The organism is Nonlabens spongiae (genome assembly GCF_002117125.1).
GTDB classification, from domain to species: Bacteria; Bacteroidota; Bacteroidia; order Flavobacteriales; family Flavobacteriaceae; genus Nonlabens; species Nonlabens spongiae.
This window is the reverse complement of sequence record NZ_CP019344.1, coordinates 2,176,948-2,199,905: the sequence shown is the minus strand read 5'-3', so window position 1 is coordinate 2,199,905 and position 22,958 is coordinate 2,176,948. Positions and strand designations below refer to the sequence as shown.

Here is a 22,958-nt window from a genome sequence, read left to right as displayed (position 1 = left end):
GCTTGAAAACACGATAACCAATAAAAATGACGCTAGAAAATATAAATTTTGAAGGTAAAAAAGCTTTGATAAGAGTTGACTTCAACGTGCCGTTAAATGAACAGCAAGAAGTGACTGATATCACGCGTATCAAAGCTGCAAAAGATACCATTATTCACGTTTTGGAGCATGGTGGAGCTGTCATCTTAATGTCACACTTGGGAAGACCTGAAAATAAAGAGCAAGAGTTTTCCCTTCAGCATGTGGTGTCTACCGCAAGTGATATTCTAGGTGTTGAGGTCAAGTTTTGTTCTGAATGTACGGGTGAAATAGCGCAACAGGCCGCTGATAACCTTCAGCCGGGTGAGGTTCTTTTATTAGAGAATCTGCGTTACCATAGTGAGGAGACTGCTGGTGACCACGCTTTCGCGAAAGCGTTATCTCAACTAGGCGACGTGTACATCAACGACGCATTTGGGACCGCACATAGGGCTCACGCCAGCACGGCGATCATCGCAGAATACTTCGAGCAGAAATGTTTTGGGAAGCTCATGGAAAAGGAAATCAGCAGCCTTGAAAAAGTCATGGAAACTCCCGAGCGACCACTCGTAGCGATATTGGGTGGTGCAAAAGTGTCTTCAAAAATTACCGTGATCGAGAATATTCTTGAAAAGGTAGATGATTTGATCATTGCCGGCGGTATGGCCTACACGTTCATCAAGGCGCTAGGAGGCCAGGTGGGTGATTCCTTAGTAGAAGATGACAAACAAGATCTGGCACTAGAAATTCTAGAAAAGGCAAAAGAGACCAATACCGCAATCCACCTGCCAGTAGATGTCGTAACGGCAAACGCGTTTTCAGAACAGGCAACGATTGACAAAGCACCGATAAACAATATTCCTGAAGGCTGGATGGGACTGGATATAGGCGAGAAGTCGCGAGACAATTTTGACCGTGTTCTGCTCGGTGCAAAAACGATATTATGGAATGGTCCTGCGGGAGTATTTGAAATGGAAAAATTTGCTGAGGGTACTAAGGCCTTGGGTCGTTCCGTTGCAAAGGCTACTGAAAATGGAGCTTTTTCCCTAGTGGGAGGTGGTGATTCTGTTGCGGCGGTGAAGCAATTTGGTTTTGACGATCAAGTAAGCTACGTGTCAACCGGTGGCGGTGCCATGCTGGAAATGCTGGAAGGAAAGACGCTGCCAGGGATTGCTGCGATTAAAGGCGAGTAATATTATTGCAGCAAGAGATAGTGAAATTGGTTCAAATATTGTAGCCACTTAAAACTTATAAATCGATACAGAAAAAACAAGATTTGAAAATAAAGAAATGGATTCCAGCCGCACTTGCTCTTTGGGCTAGTGCGGTTGTTTTTTCACAAGTACAACAAGATACGGTTCAGGTTGAGCAGCAAGAGAATACTGTTCTCGATATCACGACAGATTCTCAGGGTGGAGAACTTCCCGTTCTCAAAACAGAAATAGACTCACTTGTGGTGGATAGTCTCTCGTGGAAACGCTTCACCTATCCCGAGGTAGATGCTTATGAGGAAAATTTTCTCACGGAGCTTTACAACAATGATCTGTACGACTATATGCACGACGAAATCGTGCAGATGGATTATAGCGAGATAGTTACTCAAAAACTGCCTACCGATACGCTCAAAGCAAGATTGAAACAAATTAATGCAGAAACGCCTTTCCAAATCGATTACAATCCTATTCTGGAGAAGCTGATCAATAAAAAACTGGGCTATCAGCGAGTTTATCTGGAGCGATTGATGACGCTGAGCGACTACTACTTTCCCATGTTTGAGGAATATCTGGATAAGTATGACATACCCCTTGAGATGAAATACCTTGCGGTGGTAGAAAGTGCCTTGGATCCACGTATTAAAAGCAGGGTAGGTGCCACCGGCCTCTGGCAATTTATGTTTACCACGGGTCGCAATTATGGGCTGGAGGTCAACAGCTATGTTGACGAGCGCATGGATCCCCTCAAAGCGACAGAGGCCGCCTGTAAATATTTACGCAGTCTGTATAACATCTACGGCGACTGGGATCTTGCTCTTGCTGCCTACAACTCAGGGCCGGGAAATGTGAACAAAGCTATACGTCGCAGCGGCGGTTATAAGAATTACTGGAATTTGCGGCCTTATTTGCCGCGTGAAACAGCGGGCTACGTACCTGCATTCCAGTCGATCATGTATCTTTTTAAATATGCTAAGGAACACGGTTTCCAGCCTGCGCGTCCCACGGTTAAAAGTATTGCAACAGATACCATACGCGTGAAGCAAATGATTACCTTGGAGCATGTTGCCCAGTTTACTGATGAGGATCTGGAAGTCATCCAGTTCCACAATCCCAGCTACAAATTGGACATCATTCCGGTGATCAAGGGTAAAAACTATAATTTACGATTGCCGTTGTATGCTGCCGGCCGATTTGTAAGCAATGAGGATAGTGTTTACGCTTTCGCGAAAGCGCAATTTGAAAAAAGGGAAAAACCACTACCAGAGCTACTCAAAGCGCCAGACCGCGTGCGCTACACCGTGCGGAAGGGTGATTACCTGGGCAAAATAGCCCGAAAGTACGGAGTGCGCGTGAGTCAGATCAAGCGATGGAATGGGTTGCGCAGCAATAATTTGAGAATAGGTCAGCGGTTATACATTCATCCCAGAAAGCCCGTGGCAACTCAAACCATCAAAAAATCTGATGATGCCACGTCGCATACCGTAAAAACAGGAGATAGCCTCTGGAAGATCTCACAAGCTTATGGCACAAGTATTGCGAACTTGAAGAAATTGAATCCGCAAAAATCAAAAGACCTACAGCCCGGCATGGTGCTGAAACTGAAATAACCTGATCATGAAGAAATTACTACTGCTGCTCCCCTTATTTGTTCTAATGATAAGTTGTGATGACAAACCTGTTGTTTTAAAAGATAGTGCCGGTCGTCTCAATGATGTTCTAGTTGTGGCCACAAATAAAGATTGGGAAGGAGTCGTAGGAGATAGTATAAGGAATGTATTAGCACGTCCTATAGACGGTATCGTGCGCGAGGAACCACTTTTCACGCTGAATCACATAAAACCAAAAGCCTTTGACGGTCTGCTTCTAAAAAACCGCAATTATTTGATCATAGAGCAGTCAGACAGTGCTGGAGTTTCTGTGAAGAAGGACAAATATGCCAATCCCCAAATAGGTATTGTAATCAAAGGTTCAAATAGTCAAGAAATCGCTCGGGTGATTTCAGAGAATGGAGATAACATCGTGGACGTTTATTCAAGAGGCGAGGTAGCCTGGAAAAACTACCTTATGAATAAAACAAAGCTGAACACGGATCGAATCAAGGAGCGTTTTGGTATTGATATTACGGTACCGCGCACGTATAGATATGCCGCTCAAGATGACCCTGATTTCTTTTGGTTGAGAAAGAGTATTGAAGCCGGGACTATGGACATCATGATCTATGAGGTGGACTATGCTGAGGTGAAACGAGACAGTAATACGATAAGAGATATTATTAAAGTACGTGATCGAGTAGGTGGCGAAAAAATTCCCGTAGATGAGGGCGGCTTGTTCAAAACCGAAGCGAATTTTACTCCATTACTCAACGAGACTCAGATCGATGGCAGATTTGCCTTTGAGACCCGAGGAAATTGGGAGGTCGTAAATATGTTTATGGCTGGACCTTTTATCAATTACACGGTCTATAACAAAGACAGAAACAACTGGCTTATTCTGGAAGGTTACGTAAGTGCGCCTAACAGTATTCAAAGAAATTATCTTTTTGAACTGGAAGCGATATTGAGAAGTGCGCGATTTGGAGGAGAAGTTTCAAAAGAATAAGCTTTGAACACCCCTGCTCCTGCGGACATTCCCCTCGAGGGAAAACTTAATGAAGCTAACAACTAGAATTGAAAGTCGTAAGACAGGTAAACAAAAAAGGTGCTGAAATTTCAGCACCTTTTTTGTTTTGTAAAAAGAGGATTTTACTCCTCGACTTTTTTATTTGATTTATCGCTATCTTCTTTAGTAGCGTCTTTAAATTCTTTGATACCGCCACCTAGACCACGCATCAATTCTGGGATTTTCTTACCTCCAAAAAGTAAAAGTACCACCACCACAATAAGGATAATGCTCCAGACTCCAGGTACAGCTAAGATATAATTTGCGTACATAACAATCGCTTTTATTGAGTGGCAAAGATACGATAAGCTTATAAGTGGCAAGAATTAAGTGCGTTAATGTTTGCTTGCTGTTGAACTTAGTCTTTGTTTACTGTCATGCCGTACTTTTCAGCATACCGCATGAAAAGATCTTCCTCACCGCTATCAATAAGTAAACTGTATATAGCGTTGAGTTCTGTTCCGGCGTCTTTCACGTAAGGTGAACCAGTATCCTGATATTTGATATACGCTTGAATCATATTATCTAAGGCCATATCATAATCTTTCAAAATTTTACCGCACTGACCTAATCCATAATAACCTTCTGGATCATCAGGATAAAATCTAATCAGTTCTCTATAATAGTCTGCTGCTTTTTCCCACTCATCAAGCATCCTATATGCGATGGGAAGGTTTTGAAGAGGCATTTTTCCTCTAGGATCGATCTTCAAGGATTTTTTATAAGCTTTTACAGACTCTTTGTAATTCCCAAGCTGGCGATGACTTATACCTACCATATCCCAAGCAAATGCAAACTTTTTATCTTCTTTGACCGCTTTTTTATAATGTTCAAGAGCCTTCTCAAAATTTCCTTTTTGATAATATTCTAAACCTTTATTATAAGCTTTCAATGCTTTTTTATCCTTACTTACTGAGTTTTCACTGCTTATTTCTGCTGTGTCATTCAACAGACTGTTCATCGCTCCGCAATCATTGATGAGTTGACGTTCTAACTCATCGTAGCCTTTTGATGCATCGATGATAAGTTTTTCGCTTAGAGAATCATCACTTACGATGAGGGTATCGATATCCTTTTCCGATTTTTCATAAGACTTAAGAGTGTCTGAAACTTTCTTCATTATTTCGGCAAGCCCTTCAGACATTTGCTTTTGAGTTATAGCTTCTCTTATACAATCTCCTACGCTCTCAAATTGCTTTTCTCTTTCTTCAGAGCGATCAATCTTTGATATACATTCACAAGAGATATCAAATTTTGATCGTTTTGGGATGCTGTCATTTTCGATAATTTGAGCGTTTGAAAAAGAACTCAAAACAATCGAAATAATCAATAGGTATTTACTCATAATCATTATATTATTTTACTCCCGTACTCCCAAAACCGCCTTCTCCGCGGTCCGTTGTGTTTAATTCATTTACTTTATGCCACTTGATACGCTCATGTTTTGCGATGACAATCTGAGCGATGCGATCTCCATTTTGAATAGTAAATGGCTCTTTCGATAAATTGACTAAAATCACACCTATTTCTCCACGATAATCTGCATCGATGGTTCCAGGTGCATTCAAAACAGTAATACCAGATTTTGCAGCCAAACCGCTACGCGGACGTACTTGAGCTTCCAGTCCCACCGGCAGTTCCATAAACAGTCCTGTTTTTACAATGGCACGCTCAAGAGGTTCTAATATAACGTCTTCTTCGAGATGCGCTCTCAGATCCATTCCAGCGCTTGCCTCTGTTTCATAATGTGGTAGGGCGTGATCTGATTTATTGATAATTTTTACGTTCATTAGCTTCGTTTTTTGATTAGGGAATATATAGATCCACGCTCAACATACAACACAATGCCTGCAAGGAGCAATAGCATGGCTGAGCCTATCCCATAGGTTTCCAAGGTTTCCACGCCGTATTCAGCTCTGATATAATAGAAGAAAAAGATCGTCGCACCGATTCCAAGTAGGAGAAACCCAACTAGTTTCCCCACTTCATACGGTATGGGAAAGTGTTTGCGGCTCCATAAATAGGATATTAACATCATCAAGCCGTAAGCGGCACAGGTTGCTGCTGCACTTATGTAATAGCCGTATTTGGGTATGAAAATGATGTTCAGAGTGATAGTCAGCACCGCGGCAATAGAAGAAATGATCGCGCCGTAATAAGTCTTGTCGTTGATTTTATACCAAACACTCAAAGTTTGATACACCCCAGAAAATAGGTAGGCAATCAAGATAACAGGTACAATATCCATGGCGGTAATAAAACCATCATCCACCAGAAGTGGTCGGATCAGATCTACGAGCAACACATAGGCAAACAATGCGATGACTCCAAGAGCGACATAGGCTTTAGTAATTAACGCATATTGTGCAGGAGCATTTTTATCCCCAGACTGGCTAAAAAAGAAAGGCTCGACTCCCAATCTGAAAGCTTGGGCAAATAGCGTCATTCCCACCGCCAGCCGGTATCCAGCGGTATAGATCCCCACGGTAGCCTCAGCATCTGCTTCGCTCATAGGAAGGAATTTTTGGAGCAGGATTTTATCTACCGTTTCATTGACCGCAAAGGCTAATCCTGCTATCAAAATAGGCCAGCCGTAAGACAACATTCTCTTCCACAACACACGATCAAAGGCCCAAGAACTGAAATAAACACCACAAATAAGTATGAAGGTGATCAAATTAGCAGCGAGAAATGCGATAAAAAACAATTCTATGCGATCTTCGGGCAGGTATTGCGCAACACTTGGAAAGCTGGGCAAAGCGGTAAAAAATAAAACCGTCGTACCTACTGATAGCACCACGTTCAGCATCTTGATCAGGGCATATTTTCTTGGCTTTTGATCTGCTCGCATCTTGGCAAATGGAATTACCATTAAGGTGTCCAAGGCAATCACCGGAATCACCCATTTTAAATATCGGGCGTCGATTTCCGTGCTTCCAGAGATAGGCTCAAGAAATAAATAAGCCAGCACAACAAACAAAACCGTGGTCCCAAACAGCGAAACCATTGCGGTAGAAGTTGTTTTCTCTCGATATCGTTCATCGTTCTGAAACCTGAAAAACGCCGTTTCCATACCGTAGGTCAGAATCACATTGGCAAAAATGATATAAGAAAAGATGATGGAAACCTCGCCAAACTCAATTTCTCCAGGAAGGTATTTGGTCAATAGTTTAGTGAGCAACACCGTCAGCAACTTAGGCAGTACGGTTGCAAGACCATAAATAAACGTGTGCTGAAAAAGTCTTTTGATGGATCCCAAACAACGGTAGATTGATTTTCAAAAATACAATAAAGTAGGAGCTAAGGGCTACGGCTATTTACCTAGATATTCATGTTTTGATTTGCTTCTCAGTGCTAGAAGTTTTGAATAAGTCTTTAAATTATTACGCTTTCGCAAAAGCGTACCACATAAGATTTCTCTTCAAATATTATAGCTCTATCGATATAGCAAGCTATCTTATCAATGTTTTGCCAATAGTTTTTAAGACTTTTTTTACCGTTCTACCTTTGCAAAAATTTTCAACCTGATGGAGACTAAAACGCCAAAACAATCTTTCACAACGGTAACAGACATGGTGCTGCCTAGTGAGACTAACCCATTGAATAATCTTTTTGGGGGAGAATTGCTTGCTCGTATGGATCGTGCCGCTAGTATCGCCGCGAGAAGACACTGTAGAAGAATTGTGGTAACGGCATCAGTAAATCACGTGGCATTTAATAGGATGGTGCCGCTGGGAAGTGTTGTAACGATTGAGGCTCAAGTAACACGCGCCTTTAAAACCTCTATGGAAGTTCACATGGACGTATGGACAGAAGATCGTGAGAGTGGCGAGCGCACTAAAGCAAATGAGGCAATCTACAGTTTTGTCGCAGTTGATGATACGGGACAGCCCGTACAGGTTCCTGCGATCCATCCAGAATCTGAAGAAGAGAAAAATAGATATGACGGCGCGCTGCGCAGAAAGCAATTGAGTCTGGTACTTGCAGGAAAAATGAAGGCTTCAGAAGCTACAGAGTTAAGGGCTTTGTTTGAGGATTAGTCATAATGAAATCTACACTTTGCAATTAGCAACTCATTCTCCGTAACTTGATAAATGAGTCTGTGTTCTTGATCTATTCTTCTGGACCAGAATCCGCTATATTTATGTTTTAAAGGTTCGGGCTTTCCTATACCTGTGAATGATTCACGCTTTATGGCTCGGATCAGATCATTGATTTTCTTGAGTCGCTTTTTATCTGTCTTCAACCAATAGAGGTAATCCTCCCAAGCTAATTCACTGAAAATTAACCTCATTTTACTCCTCAATCAGGTTTTTCTCAACTACTTTCCCTTCTCTCAATTGCTGGATCGACTGATCAAGACGTTTTTCATTAGTTCTAGATGATAATTCGTGATTTGTAGCCATCAAAGAATTGTATTCATCAAGAGACATCACGACAATTCCCTTGTCTTTTCCGCGATTTATAATCAAGGTTTCAAAATTTGAAACTACTCGATCTAAATATGACTTCAGGTCTTTTCTAAAATCTGAAATGGAAGCGATCAGCATAACGAATGTTTAATACGTACAAATATATGTACAAAAAATTGTACAGATTTGTTAATTACCCTTTCAAAATCCATCGTGCTGGATCCAGCGTCTGGCTTTCTTCTAGTAAAACAAACTGGAGTTCAGTCACGCCAGAGCGATCGGTAAAGACTTCTCCTAGTGTGTCGCTGGTGGACACTTTATCACCTTTACTCACCGTGGCTGATTTCAGGTTATTGTAGATGCTGGTGTAGTTACCGTGTCGCACATGAATGGAAAGGATTCCATATTTGTTTCTCAATACATGAACCACCTCGCCATCAAAAACGGCACGCACTTTTGCGCCTTCAGGAGTTTGAAACCTCAAGCCGTTGGATTTGATTTTAACCTGAGGGACGATAGGGCTGGGCTGCGTTCCATAGCGCATGCTTATAAAACCTCGCTCCACAGGCCAAGGGAGTTTACCGCGATTCCCTTTAAAGTTTGCCGCAAGTGCTTTTGCTTCAGGTGAGAGGAAGAATTTTGTCGCTTTTGCGGTGGTCGTGGATTTTCCTTTATTAGACCTCGCGATATCGGCTTCAATCAGCTTTTTGATTTCTCGGTCTATATCAGCGCGTTCTTTTGCTTTTTTCTCAATGCTGGCTACATAATTGGACTCGTTCTCACGCACTTGAGCAAGTAATGCTTCTTGTTCTTTCTTGTCCTCTTTGAGCTCTTCCCTTTGCTTTTTATTGGCAGCAAGAATCGTTTCTTTTTCTTTGCGCTCCTCGTCTAGCTGCTTGTTTTTCTCAACCAGCAAGTCAGATTTTTCCTTGATTTCAGTTGCTTGCTTCTTACGATAATCTGCATAAGACTTGAGATACTGAATGCGCTTGTAGGCTTGGAGAAAGTTTTCTGAACTCAGCAGGAACATAAGCCGGCTGCGCTCATTGTTGCGTTTATAGGACTTAACCACCATCTCAGCATAATCAGCCTTGAGTTCCTTGACCTCTTCGTCTAGTTTTTTGATCTGCGCTTTGTTCTCATTAATACTGCGCGTGATTAGATTAGCCTGCTTGTTAGTGATATTGATGATTTCTTGAGTGCTGGCGATCTTTTTCTTCGTGGTTTCCACACGCAACTGCATCGTGGCTTCCTCTTTTTTTACGGTTTTCAGCAGTTGTGAGAATTGATTGATTTCGGACTGTATTTCAGCTTTTCTTTTCTCGAGGCTTGCTCGGGTCTGCGCTTTCGCGAAAGCGGAAACCATCAAAATCAGTCCGATAAACAACGCAGCTTTTTTCATCTACAACTCAATTTTTGTATAACCATCTGGGATCTCAAATGGGAAGCTCAAATCCTCATCCAGCTCCACACGATTGAAATCCAGATTTACCTTTGAAAACCGCTGGTTGCGCTTTGCATCAATATTGATCACCTGCGGAATGGTAATCTTGCCCACCTCTTGATATTCAGGATATTTAATCATCAAGAAACTGTTTTCTTGAGGCTTTGAAATCGCTTGCTGGGAGAGTTTGAAATCGCTGGGGCGTATCCTGAACAACTTGCTGAAAGCACCGTCAGCTCTGAAGACGTAGCTATTTTCCGCAATGCTGTAATCGTAATTCAAAAGGGGTTCTACCGCCTGACCCATGAGCACTTTTTCTAGTTGTTCAAAATCAAGTTCCTCTCCTAAAAAATCGCTGATCAGCCTAAAATCTCCATCAAAGTAACGCTTGTTGAGCTTTTCATAGAACTGAACACGGTCTGGAGTGATATGAACCTTTGCAAGTGTAAAACCCAGTAAACTTGCACTCATCCAGATGTGTTTACCTTTTTCCATACGCAAGCTCATGGTGATGGAGCGTGACTGCTTATCGTCCTGATAATCGACTCCCACTCGTGCTTTGAGGGTTTTAAAATCGGCAAAACTGGCCTCGTGTGATTTTACCACGCGCGCTTTTTTTGCGGCCTCGTTTGCTTTATTTGAGGGTTTGAGATTTGGGTTACAACTCGCAATGAGAAGTCCAAAAAATAAGAATATAAAAAATCGCTTCAAGTTCATGTTTTGCTGAGTGCCTCTGCTTTAGAACGCATTTCTGCGGCTTTAGTTGTGTTGCCCTTTTTCTCGTAGGCTCTGGCGAGTTGCTGGTAGATATCTTGCTCCATTTTAGGCTCGTCTATGAGGTAGCTCAAGCCCATTTCCAATTGCATGATCGCGTCATCATAATTCTCAAGATGATTTTGTGCAATCGCATTGAGCAGATAAAGTAAAGGTTGAGCAGGATAAAGCTCCAGAGCGCTGGAAGTAAGGTTTTCTACACGATCATAATCCTTTAAATCTATGGATAACAAGGCGACGTTCTTGATCAGGTCGTAATCGTCAGGATTAGTTTCTAATCCTTTTTCGTAAAAGGCGATAGCGTTGCTGGGATCTTTGCGTTTTAAGTAATAATCTCCCAAAACCTTCATAGCCTGTGTGTCATCCACCTCGGCAGAAAAATTAGTGATTGCTTTTTCAAGCAGTGAGCTGTCTGTCGCGTCCACGTTTTCAACTTGGATGAAGTCGTTGAGCACCTTGATTTTTGTCTCTAGATCAAACTCGTCTGACTCAAATATGCGTTGCATGCTCTCCATGCCATTTTCAACCATTCCCTGGTCAAAATAAATTTTATAGAGCGCCAGTTGTGCCTTGTCGCTTTGCGGTAGATTTTCTTCCATTTGCGCAGCGATTTGCAACATTTTGTCGCTTTCATTCTGCTTCCCGTAGAGATAGATCAGCTTTATATAAGCCTCTTCGTTTTCTGGTTGTTGCTCGATTTGATCAAGAAGCGCCTGCTCATCCAGAATAGGTTCTTTGCCGGGAAATTGGGATCGCAGCTGGCGTTTAAGTAAATTCCTATTTGCACTTTCTCCTATGCGTTTATCCAAACCTTCCAGTACCTCCAGTGCCTTGTCAGGCTGGCCGGTTTTAATGTATTGCAAGGGTAGGAGTTCTTCATAATTCTCGTTGATCGCGACGAGTTTTTTGAGCGTTTCCAGCGCCTTATCCTGATCGTTGTTTTCTTGATAGACCTCAAGCAAGGTGTCGAGCAGCCACTCGTTTTCTCCTTTGCTGTCTATGGCACGTAGAAGGTAATCTTCCGCTTTCGCGAAAGCGTTATTACTCAAATGATTCTTACCCAATTCAAACAAAACCGCAGCATTTGACGGCTGCAACTCCAGGCAGCGCTCAAGTAGGGTGATGGCACGATCGTGGTTTTGCTTGCCTTTCTCAGCCAATGCATTGAAGAAAGTCTCCTTAAACTCGTCGTTTACATTACCCAAATCATCCACATTAACCTCCTGCTCAGCGACCTCTTCTTGCGCAAAAAGGGGTGCGGTAAGCAGTAGCGAGGAAAGTAGGATGAGGTTTTTGATCATAGCAGATTAATGGATAAAGATAACATTCTTGTTTTCAAGATTAGTTAACGATTTTAAAGGTTCAAAATCAATGCCGTTATAAAGCCTACATCAATGTAACCAGTTAATTACAAAGATTTGACAAATTATCACTGTCTTTAGTCCTAAGTCATCAAGCGCAGCGGTCTTTAGTCAAATCTTCACAGTAAAAATTCTTATTCCATCGTGGTATAATCACCTATGCTGATTTTGGAAAAATTACCATCATATTTCACGTGATTACCGATCATTGCCTCGTCAAGTTTGGCATTTTTAACTGTAGAGTGGTTTTGAATGAGTGAGTTGCTGATGGAGCAGTTCTCGATAAGACTTCCCGCACCTATAGAGACGTGAGGACCTACCGTACTGTTTTTGATGACAGCGCTGGAATCAATCACGCAAGGTTGGATAATCGTAGAATTATCAATTTCTGGACTGGTTTCTAGCTCATCACTTTTATCCTTGACCATGAAATCCAAAATGCGCTGGTTGGTCTCAATTGCAACTTGCTTGTTTCCACAATCCATCCACTCATCTACGGTTCCGGTTTTGAAAATGTTACCGTTTGCCATCATGCGTTTGATACCGTCGTTGATCTGATATTCACCGCCGTTAATGATGTCATTATCGATTACATACTGCAATTCTTTTTTAAGATCGCCTATTTCTTTAAAATAATAGATTCCAATAACGGCCTGATCACTCACAAAAGTTTGCGGTTTCTCGACCAATTCTACGATCTCTTCTTTCTCGTTCAGTTTTACCACACCGTAAGCCTCAGGACGATCTACTTGTTTCGTCCAGATCACGGCATCTGCGGCTGGATCAAGTTGAAAATCGGCTCTGATTAGGGTGTCAGCATAAGCTACTACCGCTTTTCCAGAGAGTGATGGCTCTGCACACATGATCGCATGTCCCGTCCCCAGCGGATTCAGCTGGCGGTAGATGCTGGCTTTAGCACCTAAATCTTCCGCAAGTTCCGTGAGACTTTCTACTACATCATCACCAAAAAACGCTGGATCTCCTAATATGAAAGCAATTTCTTCCACCGGTTCATCGAGTATTGCAGCGATATCAGTCACTAATCTGTGAACGATAGGCTTATTTGCAATTGGAATAAGTGGTTTAGGAACGGTAAGTGAGTGTGGTCTCAATCGAGAGCCACGACCAGCCATGGGAACTATAATTTTCATATTCTTTCTAGTGGTTTGAGTCTATTATAAAACGGCTAAAATAAGAATTACACTAGTGGTGAGGGTTAGATGAGTTTTAAGTTCTTCATTTTATTCAGGGCAATATTATTATGAATGGGAAAATGCTCACAATAAAGAACCGCCACTATTCCTAGAAATAATGACGGTTCATACAAAAAACTATCTTCCTTATACAGCTTGCGACAACTGTACTTTATCTACTTCATTATCAAACTGTTTTGAGGTGTTGTTAGCCCCATCTGCCTTTAGAGCCTTGTCACCTGCAAAAAATGATTTATGATCATCACCGAGATCTGATCCAGCCATGCGCTGATGTTTTACACAGGCTACACCTTTTCTGATTTCTTGACGCTGGACATTCTTTACGTAGGCGAGCATTCCTTCTTTCCCAAAATATCCCTGGGATAAGTCATTCATGTGAAGGGCTGTAGTGTGGTACGTAGGCAATGTGATGAGGTGATGGAAAACGCCCGCCTTTACTGCTGCGTCTTTTTGAAACGACTGGATTTTCTCATCTGCTCTCTTGCATAGCTCCGTATTGTCATATAACGGACTCATCAAATTATCTTCATCATAGTTACTCATGTTCACTCCTTCAGATTTCATTTTCTTGAACATTTGTTGACGGAAATTCAATGTCCAGTTGAAGGAAGGGCTGTTATTGTAAACTAGTTTTGCATTAGGCACTTGAGCCCGTACACGATCTACCATGTATGCAATTTGTTCGAGGTCGGGAGTGGGGGTCTCAATCCAGAGTAAGTCAGCTCCGTTTTTCAAACTGGTTACACAGTCCAGTACTACGCGGTCTATGTTAGAACCCGGCTTGAATTTATACAAGCCGTTAGGTAATCTCACCGGGCGTACTATTTTCCCATCTCGTTTCAATAAAACCTCATCTTCCTTGACAGAGTCAAAAGTGATGTCTTCAGTTTCTACAAAAGCCAAATATTGTGAAGCAAGGTCTCCAGGATTCTGGCTCACGGGTAATTTTTGGGTCAAGCCCGCACCTTCTGAGTCAGTTCGCGCGACTATCACGCCATCTTCAATTCCTAATTCTAAAAAAGCATACCGTACCGCTTTCAATTTTGCAATAAAATCTTCGTGAGGTACTGTGACCTTTCCATCTTGATGCCCACATTGCTTTGCATCAGAAACTTGATTTTCTATTTGAATTGCACAAGCTCCTGCTTCAATCATCTTTTTAGCGAGCAGGTAAGTAGCTTCTTCATTACCAAACCCTGCATCGATATCTGCAATTATGGGAACAACATGACTTTCATAATTGTCTATCAGGTCTTGTACATCCTCTCCAGCGTCTTTTCTTCTAAACAAATCGTTGAGCTCAATAGCATCTGCCTGTTTGAGAAAGTCGTATAACTCCTTAATCAAAGCAGGTACGGCTGTTTTTTCATGCATCGATTGATCTGGCAGTGGACCAAATTCTGATCTCAAAGCCGCTACCATCCATCCCGATAAGTACAGATATTTCTTGCGAGTGGTTTTGTGGTGCTTTTTAATAGCGATCATTTTTTGCTGTGCCACAAAACCATGCCAGCAACCTAGTGATTGGGTGTAGTTTAGTGGATCAGCGTCATAGGCAGCCATATCTTCACGCATGATTGCTGCTGTGTGTTGAGCAATGTCTAATCCCGTTTTAAATCGATTTTGCAACATCATGCGCGCAGCATCTCCAGCATTTAAGTTATTCCAGCTGCTCCCGAACTTTTCTTTCAATGCCTGAACGGTTGATATTGCGCTTGCATAATCGGGTTGTGATAGATTTTTCATTTCTTTGTGTTTAGATTATTAGTTATGGATAATTAATAGTTAACTCCCAGGCGTATGCCAGTACGCTTGGGATTTTTATAGATAAGGTTGTGCTTTGAGCGTTAGGAATTCTTCAAATTCTTGAGAACGGATCATTTCATCAAACAGCCTGCTCGCTAGCTCGATACGGCTTTCTGAACTCTGGTAAAAAGAAATTTTCTTGATAGATTCCAGCTCATCATCAAACAATGATTGATAAAGATCTGTTGAGAATATTCTGCCATCTTCCAGCCTGACTCGATTATGCAACCATTGCCATAATTGAGTCCTGGATATTTCTGCGGTTGCTGCGTCTTCCATGAGGTTGTATAGAGCTACTGCACCGTAACCTCTCAACCAAGCTTCAAGATAAAGGATGCCTACATTAATATTTTTACGCACCCCATCTTCAGTTATTGTTCCTTCTGGGAGTGCAACAAGATCTGATTCTGTGATCACGTCTTGCTCTCTTGTTATTTCTTTTTGGTTTGGGTTGGGCATGTGCTTATCAAATTCATTGAGAGCAACCTGTACCAGCGCAGGATGGGCTACCCAGGTTCCATCATGCCCATTCATCACCTCACGTTCCTTATCTAATCTGACTTTTTCAAAAGCATTTTTATTAGCCTGCTCGTCATTTTTGATAGGTATTTGTGCAGCCATACCGCCTATCGCATGAATTCCTCGTTTGTGACAATTTTGGATGACTAGCCTGGAATAAGCATCCATAAATGGACTGGTCATGGTCACTTGATCGCGATTGGGCACTACAAAATCATGATGGTTACGGAATTTTTTGATGTAAGAAAAAATATAGTCCCAGCGTCCACAATTGAGTCCCACGATATGATCGCGCAATTCATAAATGATCTCGTCCAGTTGAAAACTAGCGGTTATTGTTTCAATTAATACAGTTGCCTTAAGTGTGCCATGAGGTATGGACAAGAACTTTTCGGTAAATGTGAAAATCTCATTCCACCATCTAGCTTCTAGATAGTGCTCTAGTTTGGGTAGGTAGAAATAGGGAGCTGAGCCCTTTTCCATCAATGTTTTAGTATTGTGAAAGGCATAAAGTCCAAAATCAAATAAACTCCCACTAGCGCTAGTTCCATTGATCTCAAGATTAGCCTCATCTAGATGTAAGCCTCTAGGTCTTACGAGTAATACGGCAGTTTTCTTGTTGAGTTCATAAATTTTGCCTCTACGCTCATCCTCGAGTCTTATGGTGCCCAAATTAGCATCTCGTAAATTGATCTGACCCTGCATGCAATTATCCCAAGTGGGAGCATTACTATCTTCAAAATCGGCCATGAAGGCTCTTGCGCCAGAGTTAAGCGCATTGATTACCATTTTACGATCCACAGGACCTGTGATTTCTACTCTACGGTCCTGAAGATCATTTGGCGTGGTTGCAGCCGTCCAGTTTCCATTTCTTATTGCTTGAGTCTCTGCCGGGAATGATGGGAAATTACCTGCATCAAAATATTCTTGCTGTTTCTTTCGGTTGTTTAACAATCTAAGACGCTCGCCGTTGAACTTTTTATGAAGCGCTACCAGAAATTTTTGAGCCTGAGGGTTCAAGAGTTCGGGATAGTGATTTGTTACGCTTTCGCGAAAGCGTAAATCTTTTTGTGCAACCATTTCTACCATGACTTTGTTATTTAGGCTTCAATATTAAATCATAAAAACGTTTTCTACAAGCGAACGTTCGCAAAAATGTATAAATTCTCAAATCTGAATTGGTTCGCAATAGGCTTATATTTGTGATATGGACGAAGAATACATAAAATTGATTTTTGGGCTGAAGCTCCGTCAGATTAGGAACGAGAGTAAGCTTTCTCTTTTTGGATTGTCTAAACTGACCGGTATGTCAAAGTCCTATCTTAATGAGATAGAGAACGGGAAAAAATATCCCAAACCTGATAAGATCGCCATCCTTTCTGATAAACTCGATGTTCCTTATGATCAAATGGTATCTCTTAAGCTGGATAAAAACCTTGCTCCTGTGGGCGATCTGCTCAAATCAAATATCCTCAAGGAAATACCGCTGGAGCTTTTTGGGATTAAGGAATCTACCCTTATTGATATTGTCTCAAATGCGCCTGCTAAAGTCAATGCTTTTATAAGTACAATTATTGAGATTGCACAGTCCTACAATTTGAGTAAGGAGAGCTTTTACCTTGCTTCCTTGCGATCCTATCAAGAGGCAAACAATAATTATTTTCCTGATCTGGAGAAGAAGGTCTTGGACTTCTCAAAGTCTTATCATTTGGATCTTGATCGGGTAATTAAATCTACAGAACTCGAGGAAATTCTTGTTGAAGAATATGGTTACAGCATTATCAAGAATGAGCTTGAAAAGTATAAATTGCTTGGGAAGCTCAGATCGGTATTTATACCTAAATCCAAAACGCTATTACTTACTGAAGAAGTAGATCGCTCCCAACTTAATTTCATATATGCTAAAGAGTTAGCTTATAATTTTCTAGAAATAGCGGATCGTTTGAACACCTTTCCTTGGATAAAATTTGAGAGTTTTGACCAGGTGCTCCATAATTTTTATGCCAGCTATTTTGCAGGAGCTCTGATTTTACCCAAGGAGAAAATTACTGAGGAACTTGGAGCATTTTTTAGCCAGAAAGAATTTGATTTAGAACTTTTTAAAAACACGCTTGTTGAAACCGGTACCTCGCCAGAAACCTATTTCCAGCGATTGACTAATATTTTACCCAGTTCATTCAACCTTAAAAACTTGTTTTTTCTAAGATTTACACATGAAAAGGAGAGTAGTCAGTTCTCACTGAACAAAGAACTACACCTCACCCATCACCATTCCCCAAGATCTAATGAATCTGACGAGCATTATTGCCGTCGCTGGGTATCCTTAAGAGTACTGCAAAAAATTGCTATACAGGAGGATGCTATTGTTTTTGATGCGCAAATCTCCCATTATCCAGATCACGGGTCAAGTTACCTAGTCATATCTGCCGCTACGGCTGACCCTTTTAAAAAAGACACTTACCGAAGTACAAGTCTAGGTCTTCTAATCAATAACCAACTGCGTAAAAAAATAAAATTTCTGGACGACGATAACTTGAAAACACAGAATGTGGGTGTTACCTGTGAACGCTGTGCGATTCAAGATTGTGGGGTGAGACAAGCAGCACCCGTTTATGTTCAAAAGGATGAAATTGATCATGAAATATCGAGCCTGGTTGATCAGTTAGAAAATAAATACAGTTGAATTCAGACTCGTTTTGTGACTTGAGTGAATAAAAATTAGCTCATACATAGTTGGCACGTCTATGTCAAAAATCTTCTCAATCTGAACATGACAACTATTTTCGTTAGCCAGCTTTATTGATAGCAAGATTTCCAAAACCCGCTTAAAACTGAAAGTAAATAAATGGTTGCACGCCACTCGTAGCCGTTGCGCTGATCAACCAAATGATAGCCGCAAACAGCGCTACTTTCCCCACTAGCGGAGTTTTATGATATACTCTCAGTTGCCAGTCCTGGACTTTTTGTGGAACAAAATGCCACGCAAATCCCAGCAGCAATAAAATTGTGATGTTCTGGTAGCCTTTCAGGATTTCTAAAAATTGAGAAGCATTCCATTGCAGCTCGCCTATATTTTGAATCACTTCCATAGCATTGGCAAAATCGCTCGCCCTGAAAAAGATCCAGCAAAACGCTACAAAGTGAAAGGTGATGATTCCTAAAATGAAACGGTTGATTAATAGTCGCGTTTCGGCTCTGCTCAACGTTCTGATACTTCGTTTTAGAGGTGGCTGAGCGGAGCCGAAGCCTCCTGCCGTTGTAAACCTTGTTATCCCAAATGCTTTTTCCACCGCCAGGACCGTCCCGTGCATAGCTCCCCAGAGCACAAATTTCCATGAGGCGCCGTGCCACAAACCTCCCAGTAACATCGTCATGAACAAATTGAAGTAGGTGCGGATTTTTCCCTTGCGGTTGCCGCCCATAGAGATGTATAGATAATCCCGCAACCAGCTGGATAATGAGATATGCCAGCGTCGCCAGAATTCTGTAACACTCGCACTTTGGTATGGTGTTCTAAAATTAGGTGGGAGTTCAAATCCCATGAGTAACGCTAGACCTATCGCGATGTCAGAATAACCCGAGAAATCACAATAGATCTGCAGTGTGTAACCGTAAACACCCAGCAGATTTTCAAAAGCACTGTAATTGTCTGGGAATTCAAAGATGCGATCGACGAAGTTCACGCTTATGTAGTCTGAAATCACGGCTTTTTTAATCAGGCCACCCATGATGAGGAAGAGTGCGTAGGAGAGTTGCTTTCGCGAAAGCGTAACCCGTTCATAGATCTGCGGTATGAAATTTGCCGCACGTACGATAGGTCCAGCCACCAATTGCGGGAAGAACGAAACGAAAAACATAAAATCCCAAACATTACGAGCCGGCTGAATGTTGCGGCGATAAATGTCAATAGTGTAGGACATGGTCTGGAACGTGTAGAACGAGATCCCGATGGGCAGAAAAATGGTTCCAAAGCTCAAATCTCCCGAGAAAATCGCGTTGAAGTTTTCGGTTAAGAAGCCTGTGTATTTGAAGTAGGCGAGCAGTCCTAGGTTGATGATGCACGATAGAATCAATAAACCTTTTCTACGGGTTGGGTTATCACTTCTATAAATCTGTTCAGAGATGTAATAATCAACAAACGAAGAAAATATGAGAAGGAAAAAGTAAAGGCCGCTGCATTTATAATAGAAAAACAGCGAGAAACCGATCACATAAAAAATACGCGCACGCCGGGTGTCCAGCAAAAGAATGTAAAGTAGGTAGAACCCTAGAAATAGATACAGAAAAGCACTACTGTTAAACAGCAGCGGTCGCTGCGGATCGTAGCTCAACCATTGCCAGATGTCCTGTACTACATTCAATTTTTATAAGCGTTGTATGATTCCAACAAAGTTTGCACCAGCAATTGCGCCTGAAGTTTATAACCGTTTTCTAAAAAATGGATTTTATCCCTTGCCGTAAGGCCTGCTTTGTACCAATCTTCCATGGCTTTGCTGGCTCTTGAAACTGAGTGCAAATCGTAAAATGCCCATGAATTTAAATTGGCAAAAACTCCCATTTCATAAGCATACTCGGTAGCAGTTTCATTTGCTGTACGTTTATTTTTAATGGATGGAGGCGGGCTGGTAAGTAAAATATTTCCGGTGATGTTGCGCCTCAACAAATTACGGTTAAAGGCATCCATATCTTTTCTGAGCTTTTCAACAGAATAGTTGGTATAAAAACTTTCGTTAGTTCCCAGAGAGATGATGATCAAGTCTGGTTTTAATGCGGCGAGCTGGTCAAAAAACCTAGGGAATTTATTATAGTCACTAAATTTAGATCCATTTACACCAATTGCATGATATAGAATCCCAACTTCGTTATTTGAAAAACTGAGACCATCCAGCACATATCTTTCAGCAGTTGTAGCGGGTCTTATGTAAAATTGATTATTTCCTGGCGGCAGGTAGTAGCTACTATCCACGAGTTTTTTGAGATCTGAAAAGTTTACGTTTTTGGAATTTTTCTCACCACCTTGCTTAACTGGAATTTTTATAGATTGACCCGCATTGATATTGTCATTTTTAAACCCATTCAGCTTTTTGATCGCACTAACGCTGGTACCAAACTTACTTGCGATCTTCCCAAGATACTCACCACTTTTGACCGTGTAATTTTTGAATCGGACTGTTGTTTTAATAATGTCTTTTTCACTGGCGAGACTCAATTTGAACCGCTCAGGGTGTTGAGATAGTATTTTGACGATACGTGTATCCTCGACGCTTTCATCCAGATTCACTTCCAGTAGAAAGTCAGGTTCAATTGTTTCAAAATTAATCCCGCTCAATCCCACATCATCGCTGCCATCACTTTTTACGTTGCGCATAGATTTCCAGTCCACATCGCTTTTGAATTTGACATCTACGCTACCATTTGTATTTGCAACACGATAGGGAAATACAAAGCCACGACCGGCATTTCCAAAAACTTGTTGCAATCCCTCGCGAGTATATTGAGGGAAATAAGGTCCTTGTACATGGGAGTCGCCTATATGAACCACAGTAAGCTGGGTGATCTGACCGTTTTTAAGTGAATCCAGTTTTTTAAAAAATGGGTGCAGCACGCGATCATATTTTATCTCTAGAAAAGTAGAATCGATCAGTTTGGGATTGATTTGCAATTCAGTTTGTGCAATTGACAAGAAGCTTGCTAAAAACCCTATGATCAAACAGCACATTTTATTCATTTTCTCTCTGGGCATTTCGGCTCCGTGGTCATCGAGCGGAGTCGAGATGCTCATTGACCAGAGAGCCTCTTCAAACCGTCTTTTAGTCATCAATTTGATTTTGAGTTTCAATTTCAAATTCGCTTTCAACTTCGTCTTCTTTTTCAACTTTCGCGAAAGCGGCATACCCCTTCATCAATTCATCATAAATCATGCGTCCCATTTTTCTGGAACCTTTAGGGCTGAGGTGCGTGTAGTCTCCATTGGCAAGTTTGTGATCGCGCCATGCCGTCATGGAATGAACGCCTCCCATAAGGTCAAAGAGGTTCATAAACGCACTGTTTGTGTTTGCCGCGTACCGCTGTTGAGCGCTTAGAAGTCGTACCACGGTGGAATCTGTTTTAACCTCTTCTTTAATTTTAGTTCCTTTGTCCAGAGTTCCCATTACCAGTACCGGCGTGTCTGGAAATAGCTCGTTGAGGTGCTGGATCACGCGCTCCATGCGGCGCGCATACCAGTTGAATTGTGAGGTGGAGGTACTCAAAACATTGGCTCCAAATTGAAGCACAATCAGATCGTAATCCAGCTCATTCTGGAATTTTCGCATCAAGTCTTTCTTCAATAGACTCAGCGGCATTCCTGAATTTCCACGGTGTGAAAAACCGTCTATAGTGATTCCCTGACCGTCAAAAAAGTCTACAGCATAAAGGGGAACAGTTTCGGCATTTTTAAATTTAATGTCCAGACTCTTGATTGCTGCGGGATCAAGGAGGATTTTATTGAGTTTTCCAGATCTGTTAAGTGGTAAGGATCGAGCAACGCTGTCTTTTTCACTTTTCACATACACCACAGCGCTATCATTTCCTTTTCCGTAGTACAATCTTGGTGAGTAGAGTCGGTAACTATGTTTGATGCCGCTGGCTTTGAAACTAACTGCCGAAGTAGAATCGACTGCATTAAAAACTGCTCCGCTCACCCCAAAATCCAAACTATCTGATCGCGTTTTCATGAAGCTTATATCCTTCCAAGATCCGGTAGTTTTATGTTTTACCGAATATCGTGAGCGAGCACTTTCTGATTGCATGGGAACGAGGCCTACACCACGACCGCCAAATTTTTCCTGTAGCGCACTACGCAGATCTTGCACAATCAAGTCCCCATCGATCATACTATCACCATAATATGCGATTCGTACATTTGAGATGCTGTCTTGTTCTAGGGCATTTAACTTCTCAAAAAACGAATTGAGGTGGTTGTAGCCGGTGTATTTTTTTTGCTTTCGCGAAAGCGGAATCATTCTCAACCCCAAACTATCGACCTCCAGTTCCTTGTTGAAATCATAATCATAGACACTCAAGAATTCAGAAGGCGGTCTTTTGATAACTTGAGCTTTAGGTTGATTTAAGATGGGTTCAGTAGAATTTTCTGAAGTTTGGGTCGAAACATCTACAGAATCTTGCTCAGAGATCTCATTTTGAGCAACTTGCGAGGTGTTCATGGCTTCCAGCATAAGGCTGTCCATGACAATTGCGGCTCCGCTCATTTTCTCAGAAAACAGCCGTTCGGGTAGGTAGGGTTGCGCCAGTAGAAATAGCCCTCCACCCGCTGCAATCACTACTAGAGCCCAGAAAAAATTTGTACGGCGACTGTCAGTCATGAAAATTGAAACATGAAGCGCAAATTAATTATTATAACGCTGTTTTTTATGGTAATCGCTTACGCTCAATCAATTATTTATGAACGCTCAAATGAAAGTGACTACTCATTAATAAATAATTGCAAAGATCCAGCGATCAGATTAAATCGGCAGAAGCATTTCATAGCCTCAAAC

20 protein-coding genes are annotated in these 22,958 nt (G+C 41.6%); 5 read left to right on the top strand and 15 right to left on the bottom strand.

Annotated features, from left to right (window positions below):
• Positions 1-26: 26 nt before the first annotated feature.
• From BST97_RS10145 to BST97_RS10135, 3 genes are all read left to right on the top strand, one after another.
• A complete protein-coding gene (locus tag BST97_RS10145) occupies positions 27-1,211 on the top strand; it encodes a phosphoglycerate kinase (protein ID WP_085767126.1) in 1,185 nt (394 codons plus the stop codon).
• 89 nt (positions 1,212-1,300) lie between these two features.
• Entirely contained in the window at positions 1,301-2,839 is a 1,539-nt protein-coding gene (locus BST97_RS10140; RefSeq protein WP_456152433.1) for a LysM peptidoglycan-binding domain-containing protein, read from the top strand.
• A gap of 7 nt (positions 2,840-2,846) precedes the next feature.
• Entirely contained in the window at positions 2,847-3,830 is a 984-nt protein-coding gene (locus BST97_RS10135) for a DUF4837 family protein (protein ID WP_085767124.1), read from the top strand.
• 143 nt (positions 3,831-3,973) lie between these two features.
• Here the strand turns inward: BST97_RS10135 and BST97_RS10130 are convergent, their stop codons facing one another.
• The 4 genes from BST97_RS10130 to BST97_RS10115 form a co-directional block, all read right to left on the bottom strand.
• Positions 3,974-4,162: a Sec-independent protein translocase subunit TatA/TatB gene (locus BST97_RS10130; RefSeq protein ID WP_085767123.1), complete on the bottom strand. Its 189-nt coding sequence runs from the start codon at positions 4,160-4,162 to the stop codon at positions 3,974-3,976.
• A gap of 86 nt (positions 4,163-4,248) precedes the next feature.
• Positions 4,249-5,235, bottom strand: a complete 987-nt coding sequence (locus BST97_RS10125) for a tetratricopeptide repeat protein (protein ID WP_169711562.1) — start codon at positions 5,233-5,235, stop codon at positions 4,249-4,251.
• 10 nt (positions 5,236-5,245) lie between these two features.
• Positions 5,246-5,680, bottom strand: coding sequence for a dUTP diphosphatase (gene dut / locus BST97_RS10120; RefSeq protein WP_085767121.1), 435 nt, complete (start codon positions 5,678-5,680; stop codon positions 5,246-5,248).
• Complete coding sequence (locus BST97_RS10115) at positions 5,680-7,149, bottom strand: lipopolysaccharide biosynthesis protein (protein ID WP_085767120.1); 1,470 nt, start codon at positions 7,147-7,149, stop codon at positions 5,680-5,682. The genes dut and BST97_RS10115 overlap by 1 nt, the downstream gene beginning before the upstream one ends.
• Before the next feature lie 268 nt (positions 7,150-7,417).
• On the opposite strand from BST97_RS10115, the gene BST97_RS10110 reads away from it, so the two are divergent.
• Positions 7,418-7,930 carry an acyl-CoA thioesterase gene (locus BST97_RS10110; RefSeq protein ID WP_085767119.1) on the top strand — a complete coding sequence of 171 codons (513 nt, stop codon included), beginning with the start codon at positions 7,418-7,420 and terminating at the stop codon, positions 7,928-7,930.
• Here BST97_RS10110 and BST97_RS10105 read toward each other — a convergent pair.
• The 8 genes from BST97_RS10105 to aceB all read right to left on the bottom strand — a co-directional run bounded on the left by BST97_RS10105 (position 7,927) and on the right by aceB (position 16,509).
• Positions 7,927-8,184, bottom strand: a complete 258-nt coding sequence (locus tag BST97_RS10105) for a Txe/YoeB family addiction module toxin (protein ID WP_085767118.1) — start codon at positions 8,182-8,184, stop codon at positions 7,927-7,929. The two genes, BST97_RS10110 and BST97_RS10105, sit on opposite strands and share 4 nt — an antisense overlap.
• A 1-nt stretch (position 8,185) precedes the next feature.
• Complete coding sequence (locus BST97_RS10100; RefSeq protein ID WP_085767117.1) at positions 8,186-8,440, bottom strand: type II toxin-antitoxin system Phd/YefM family antitoxin; 255 nt, start codon at positions 8,438-8,440, stop codon at positions 8,186-8,188.
• A gap of 55 nt (positions 8,441-8,495) precedes the next feature.
• Entirely contained in the window at positions 8,496-9,704 is a 1,209-nt protein-coding gene (locus BST97_RS10095) for a murein hydrolase activator EnvC family protein (RefSeq protein ID WP_085767116.1), read from the bottom strand.
• Positions 9,705-10,463 carry a DUF4292 domain-containing protein gene (locus tag BST97_RS10090; RefSeq protein WP_407668575.1) on the bottom strand — a complete coding sequence of 253 codons (759 nt, stop codon included), beginning with the start codon at positions 10,461-10,463 and terminating at the stop codon, positions 9,705-9,707.
• Positions 10,460-11,821: a tetratricopeptide repeat protein gene (locus tag BST97_RS10085; protein ID WP_085767115.1), complete on the bottom strand. Its 1,362-nt coding sequence runs from the start codon at positions 11,819-11,821 to the stop codon at positions 10,460-10,462. Before BST97_RS10085 ends, BST97_RS10090 begins: the two co-directional genes overlap by 4 nt.
• 194 nt (positions 11,822-12,015) lie before the next feature.
• A complete protein-coding gene (locus BST97_RS10080; protein WP_085767114.1) occupies positions 12,016-13,032 on the bottom strand; it encodes a sugar phosphate nucleotidyltransferase in 1,017 nt (338 codons plus the stop codon).
• 189 nt (positions 13,033-13,221) lie between these two features.
• Positions 13,222-14,841, bottom strand: coding sequence for an isocitrate lyase (locus BST97_RS10075; protein ID WP_085767113.1), 1,620 nt, complete (start codon positions 14,839-14,841; stop codon positions 13,222-13,224).
• Positions 14,842-14,916: 75 nt separating this feature from the next.
• Complete coding sequence (gene aceB / locus BST97_RS10070; protein WP_085767112.1) at positions 14,917-16,509, bottom strand: malate synthase A; 1,593 nt, start codon at positions 16,507-16,509, stop codon at positions 14,917-14,919.
• A gap of 118 nt (positions 16,510-16,627) precedes the next feature.
• Between aceB and BST97_RS10065 the strand changes: the two genes are divergently transcribed.
• Entirely contained in the window at positions 16,628-18,103 is a 1,476-nt protein-coding gene (locus tag BST97_RS10065; protein WP_085767111.1) for a helix-turn-helix domain-containing protein, read from the top strand.
• A 142-nt stretch (positions 18,104-18,245) separates the two neighbouring features.
• Here the strand turns inward: BST97_RS10065 and BST97_RS10060 are convergent, their stop codons facing one another.
• From BST97_RS10060 to BST97_RS10050, 3 genes are read right to left on the bottom strand one after another with little or no spacing between them, the layout of a single operon-like run.
• Positions 18,246-19,781, bottom strand: a complete 1,536-nt coding sequence (locus tag BST97_RS10060; protein ID WP_085767110.1) for an MBOAT family O-acyltransferase — start codon at positions 19,779-19,781, stop codon at positions 18,246-18,248.
• The gene (locus BST97_RS10055; protein WP_169711561.1) at positions 19,778-21,238 is read right to left on the bottom strand and encodes a LysM peptidoglycan-binding domain-containing protein; all 1,461 of its coding nucleotides are present in this window, start codon (positions 21,236-21,238) and stop codon (positions 19,778-19,780) included. The genes BST97_RS10060 and BST97_RS10055 overlap by 4 nt, the downstream gene beginning before the upstream one ends.
• Entirely contained in the window at positions 21,231-22,784 is a 1,554-nt protein-coding gene (locus tag BST97_RS10050) for a GDSL-type esterase/lipase family protein (RefSeq protein WP_085767108.1), read from the bottom strand. Before BST97_RS10050 ends, BST97_RS10055 begins: the two co-directional genes overlap by 8 nt.
• Between the last annotated feature and the right edge of the window lie 174 nt (positions 22,785-22,958).

Bases quoted from the DNA above. Each gene is read 5' to 3' on its own strand.
- BST97_RS10145 (WP_085767126.1), top strand. From the start codon at position 27: ATGACGCTAGAAAATATAAATTTTGAAGGTAAAAAAGCTTTGATAAGA.
- BST97_RS10135 (WP_085767124.1), top strand. From the start codon at position 2,847: ATGAAGAAATTACTACTGCTGCTCCCCTTATTTGTTCTAATGATAAGT.
- BST97_RS10130 (WP_085767123.1), bottom strand. From the start codon at position 4,162: ATGTACGCAAATTATATCTTAGCTGTACCTGGAGTCTGGAGCATTATC.
- BST97_RS10125 (WP_169711562.1), bottom strand. From the start codon at position 5,235: ATGAGTAAATACCTATTGATTATTTCGATTGTTTTGAGTTCTTTTTCA.
- dut (WP_085767121.1), bottom strand. From the start codon at position 5,680: ATGAACGTAAAAATTATCAATAAATCAGATCACGCCCTACCACATTAT.
- BST97_RS10110 (WP_085767119.1), top strand. From the start codon at position 7,418: ATGGAGACTAAAACGCCAAAACAATCTTTCACAACGGTAACAGACATG.
- BST97_RS10105 (WP_085767118.1), bottom strand. From the start codon at position 8,184: ATGAGGTTAATTTTCAGTGAATTAGCTTGGGAGGATTACCTCTATTGG.
- BST97_RS10100 (WP_085767117.1), bottom strand. From the start codon at position 8,440: ATGCTGATCGCTTCCATTTCAGATTTTAGAAAAGACCTGAAGTCATAT.
- BST97_RS10095 (WP_085767116.1), bottom strand. From the start codon at position 9,704: ATGAAAAAAGCTGCGTTGTTTATCGGACTGATTTTGATGGTTTCCGCT.
- BST97_RS10090 (WP_407668575.1), bottom strand. From the start codon at position 10,463: ATGAACTTGAAGCGATTTTTTATATTCTTATTTTTTGGACTTCTCATT.
- BST97_RS10085 (WP_085767115.1), bottom strand. From the start codon at position 11,821: ATGATCAAAAACCTCATCCTACTTTCCTCGCTACTGCTTACCGCACCC.
- BST97_RS10080 (WP_085767114.1), bottom strand. From the start codon at position 13,032: ATGAAAATTATAGTTCCCATGGCTGGTCGTGGCTCTCGATTGAGACCA.
- BST97_RS10075 (WP_085767113.1), bottom strand. From the start codon at position 14,841: ATGAAAAATCTATCACAACCCGATTATGCAAGCGCAATATCAACCGTT.
- aceB (WP_085767112.1), bottom strand. From the start codon at position 16,509: ATGGTAGAAATGGTTGCACAAAAAGATTTACGCTTTCGCGAAAGCGTA.
- BST97_RS10065 (WP_085767111.1), top strand. From the start codon at position 16,628: ATGGACGAAGAATACATAAAATTGATTTTTGGGCTGAAGCTCCGTCAG.
- BST97_RS10055 (WP_169711561.1), bottom strand. From the start codon at position 21,238: ATGACTAAAAGACGGTTTGAAGAGGCTCTCTGGTCAATGAGCATCTCG.
- BST97_RS10050 (WP_085767108.1), bottom strand. From the start codon at position 22,784: ATGACTGACAGTCGCCGTACAAATTTTTTCTGGGCTCTAGTAGTGATT.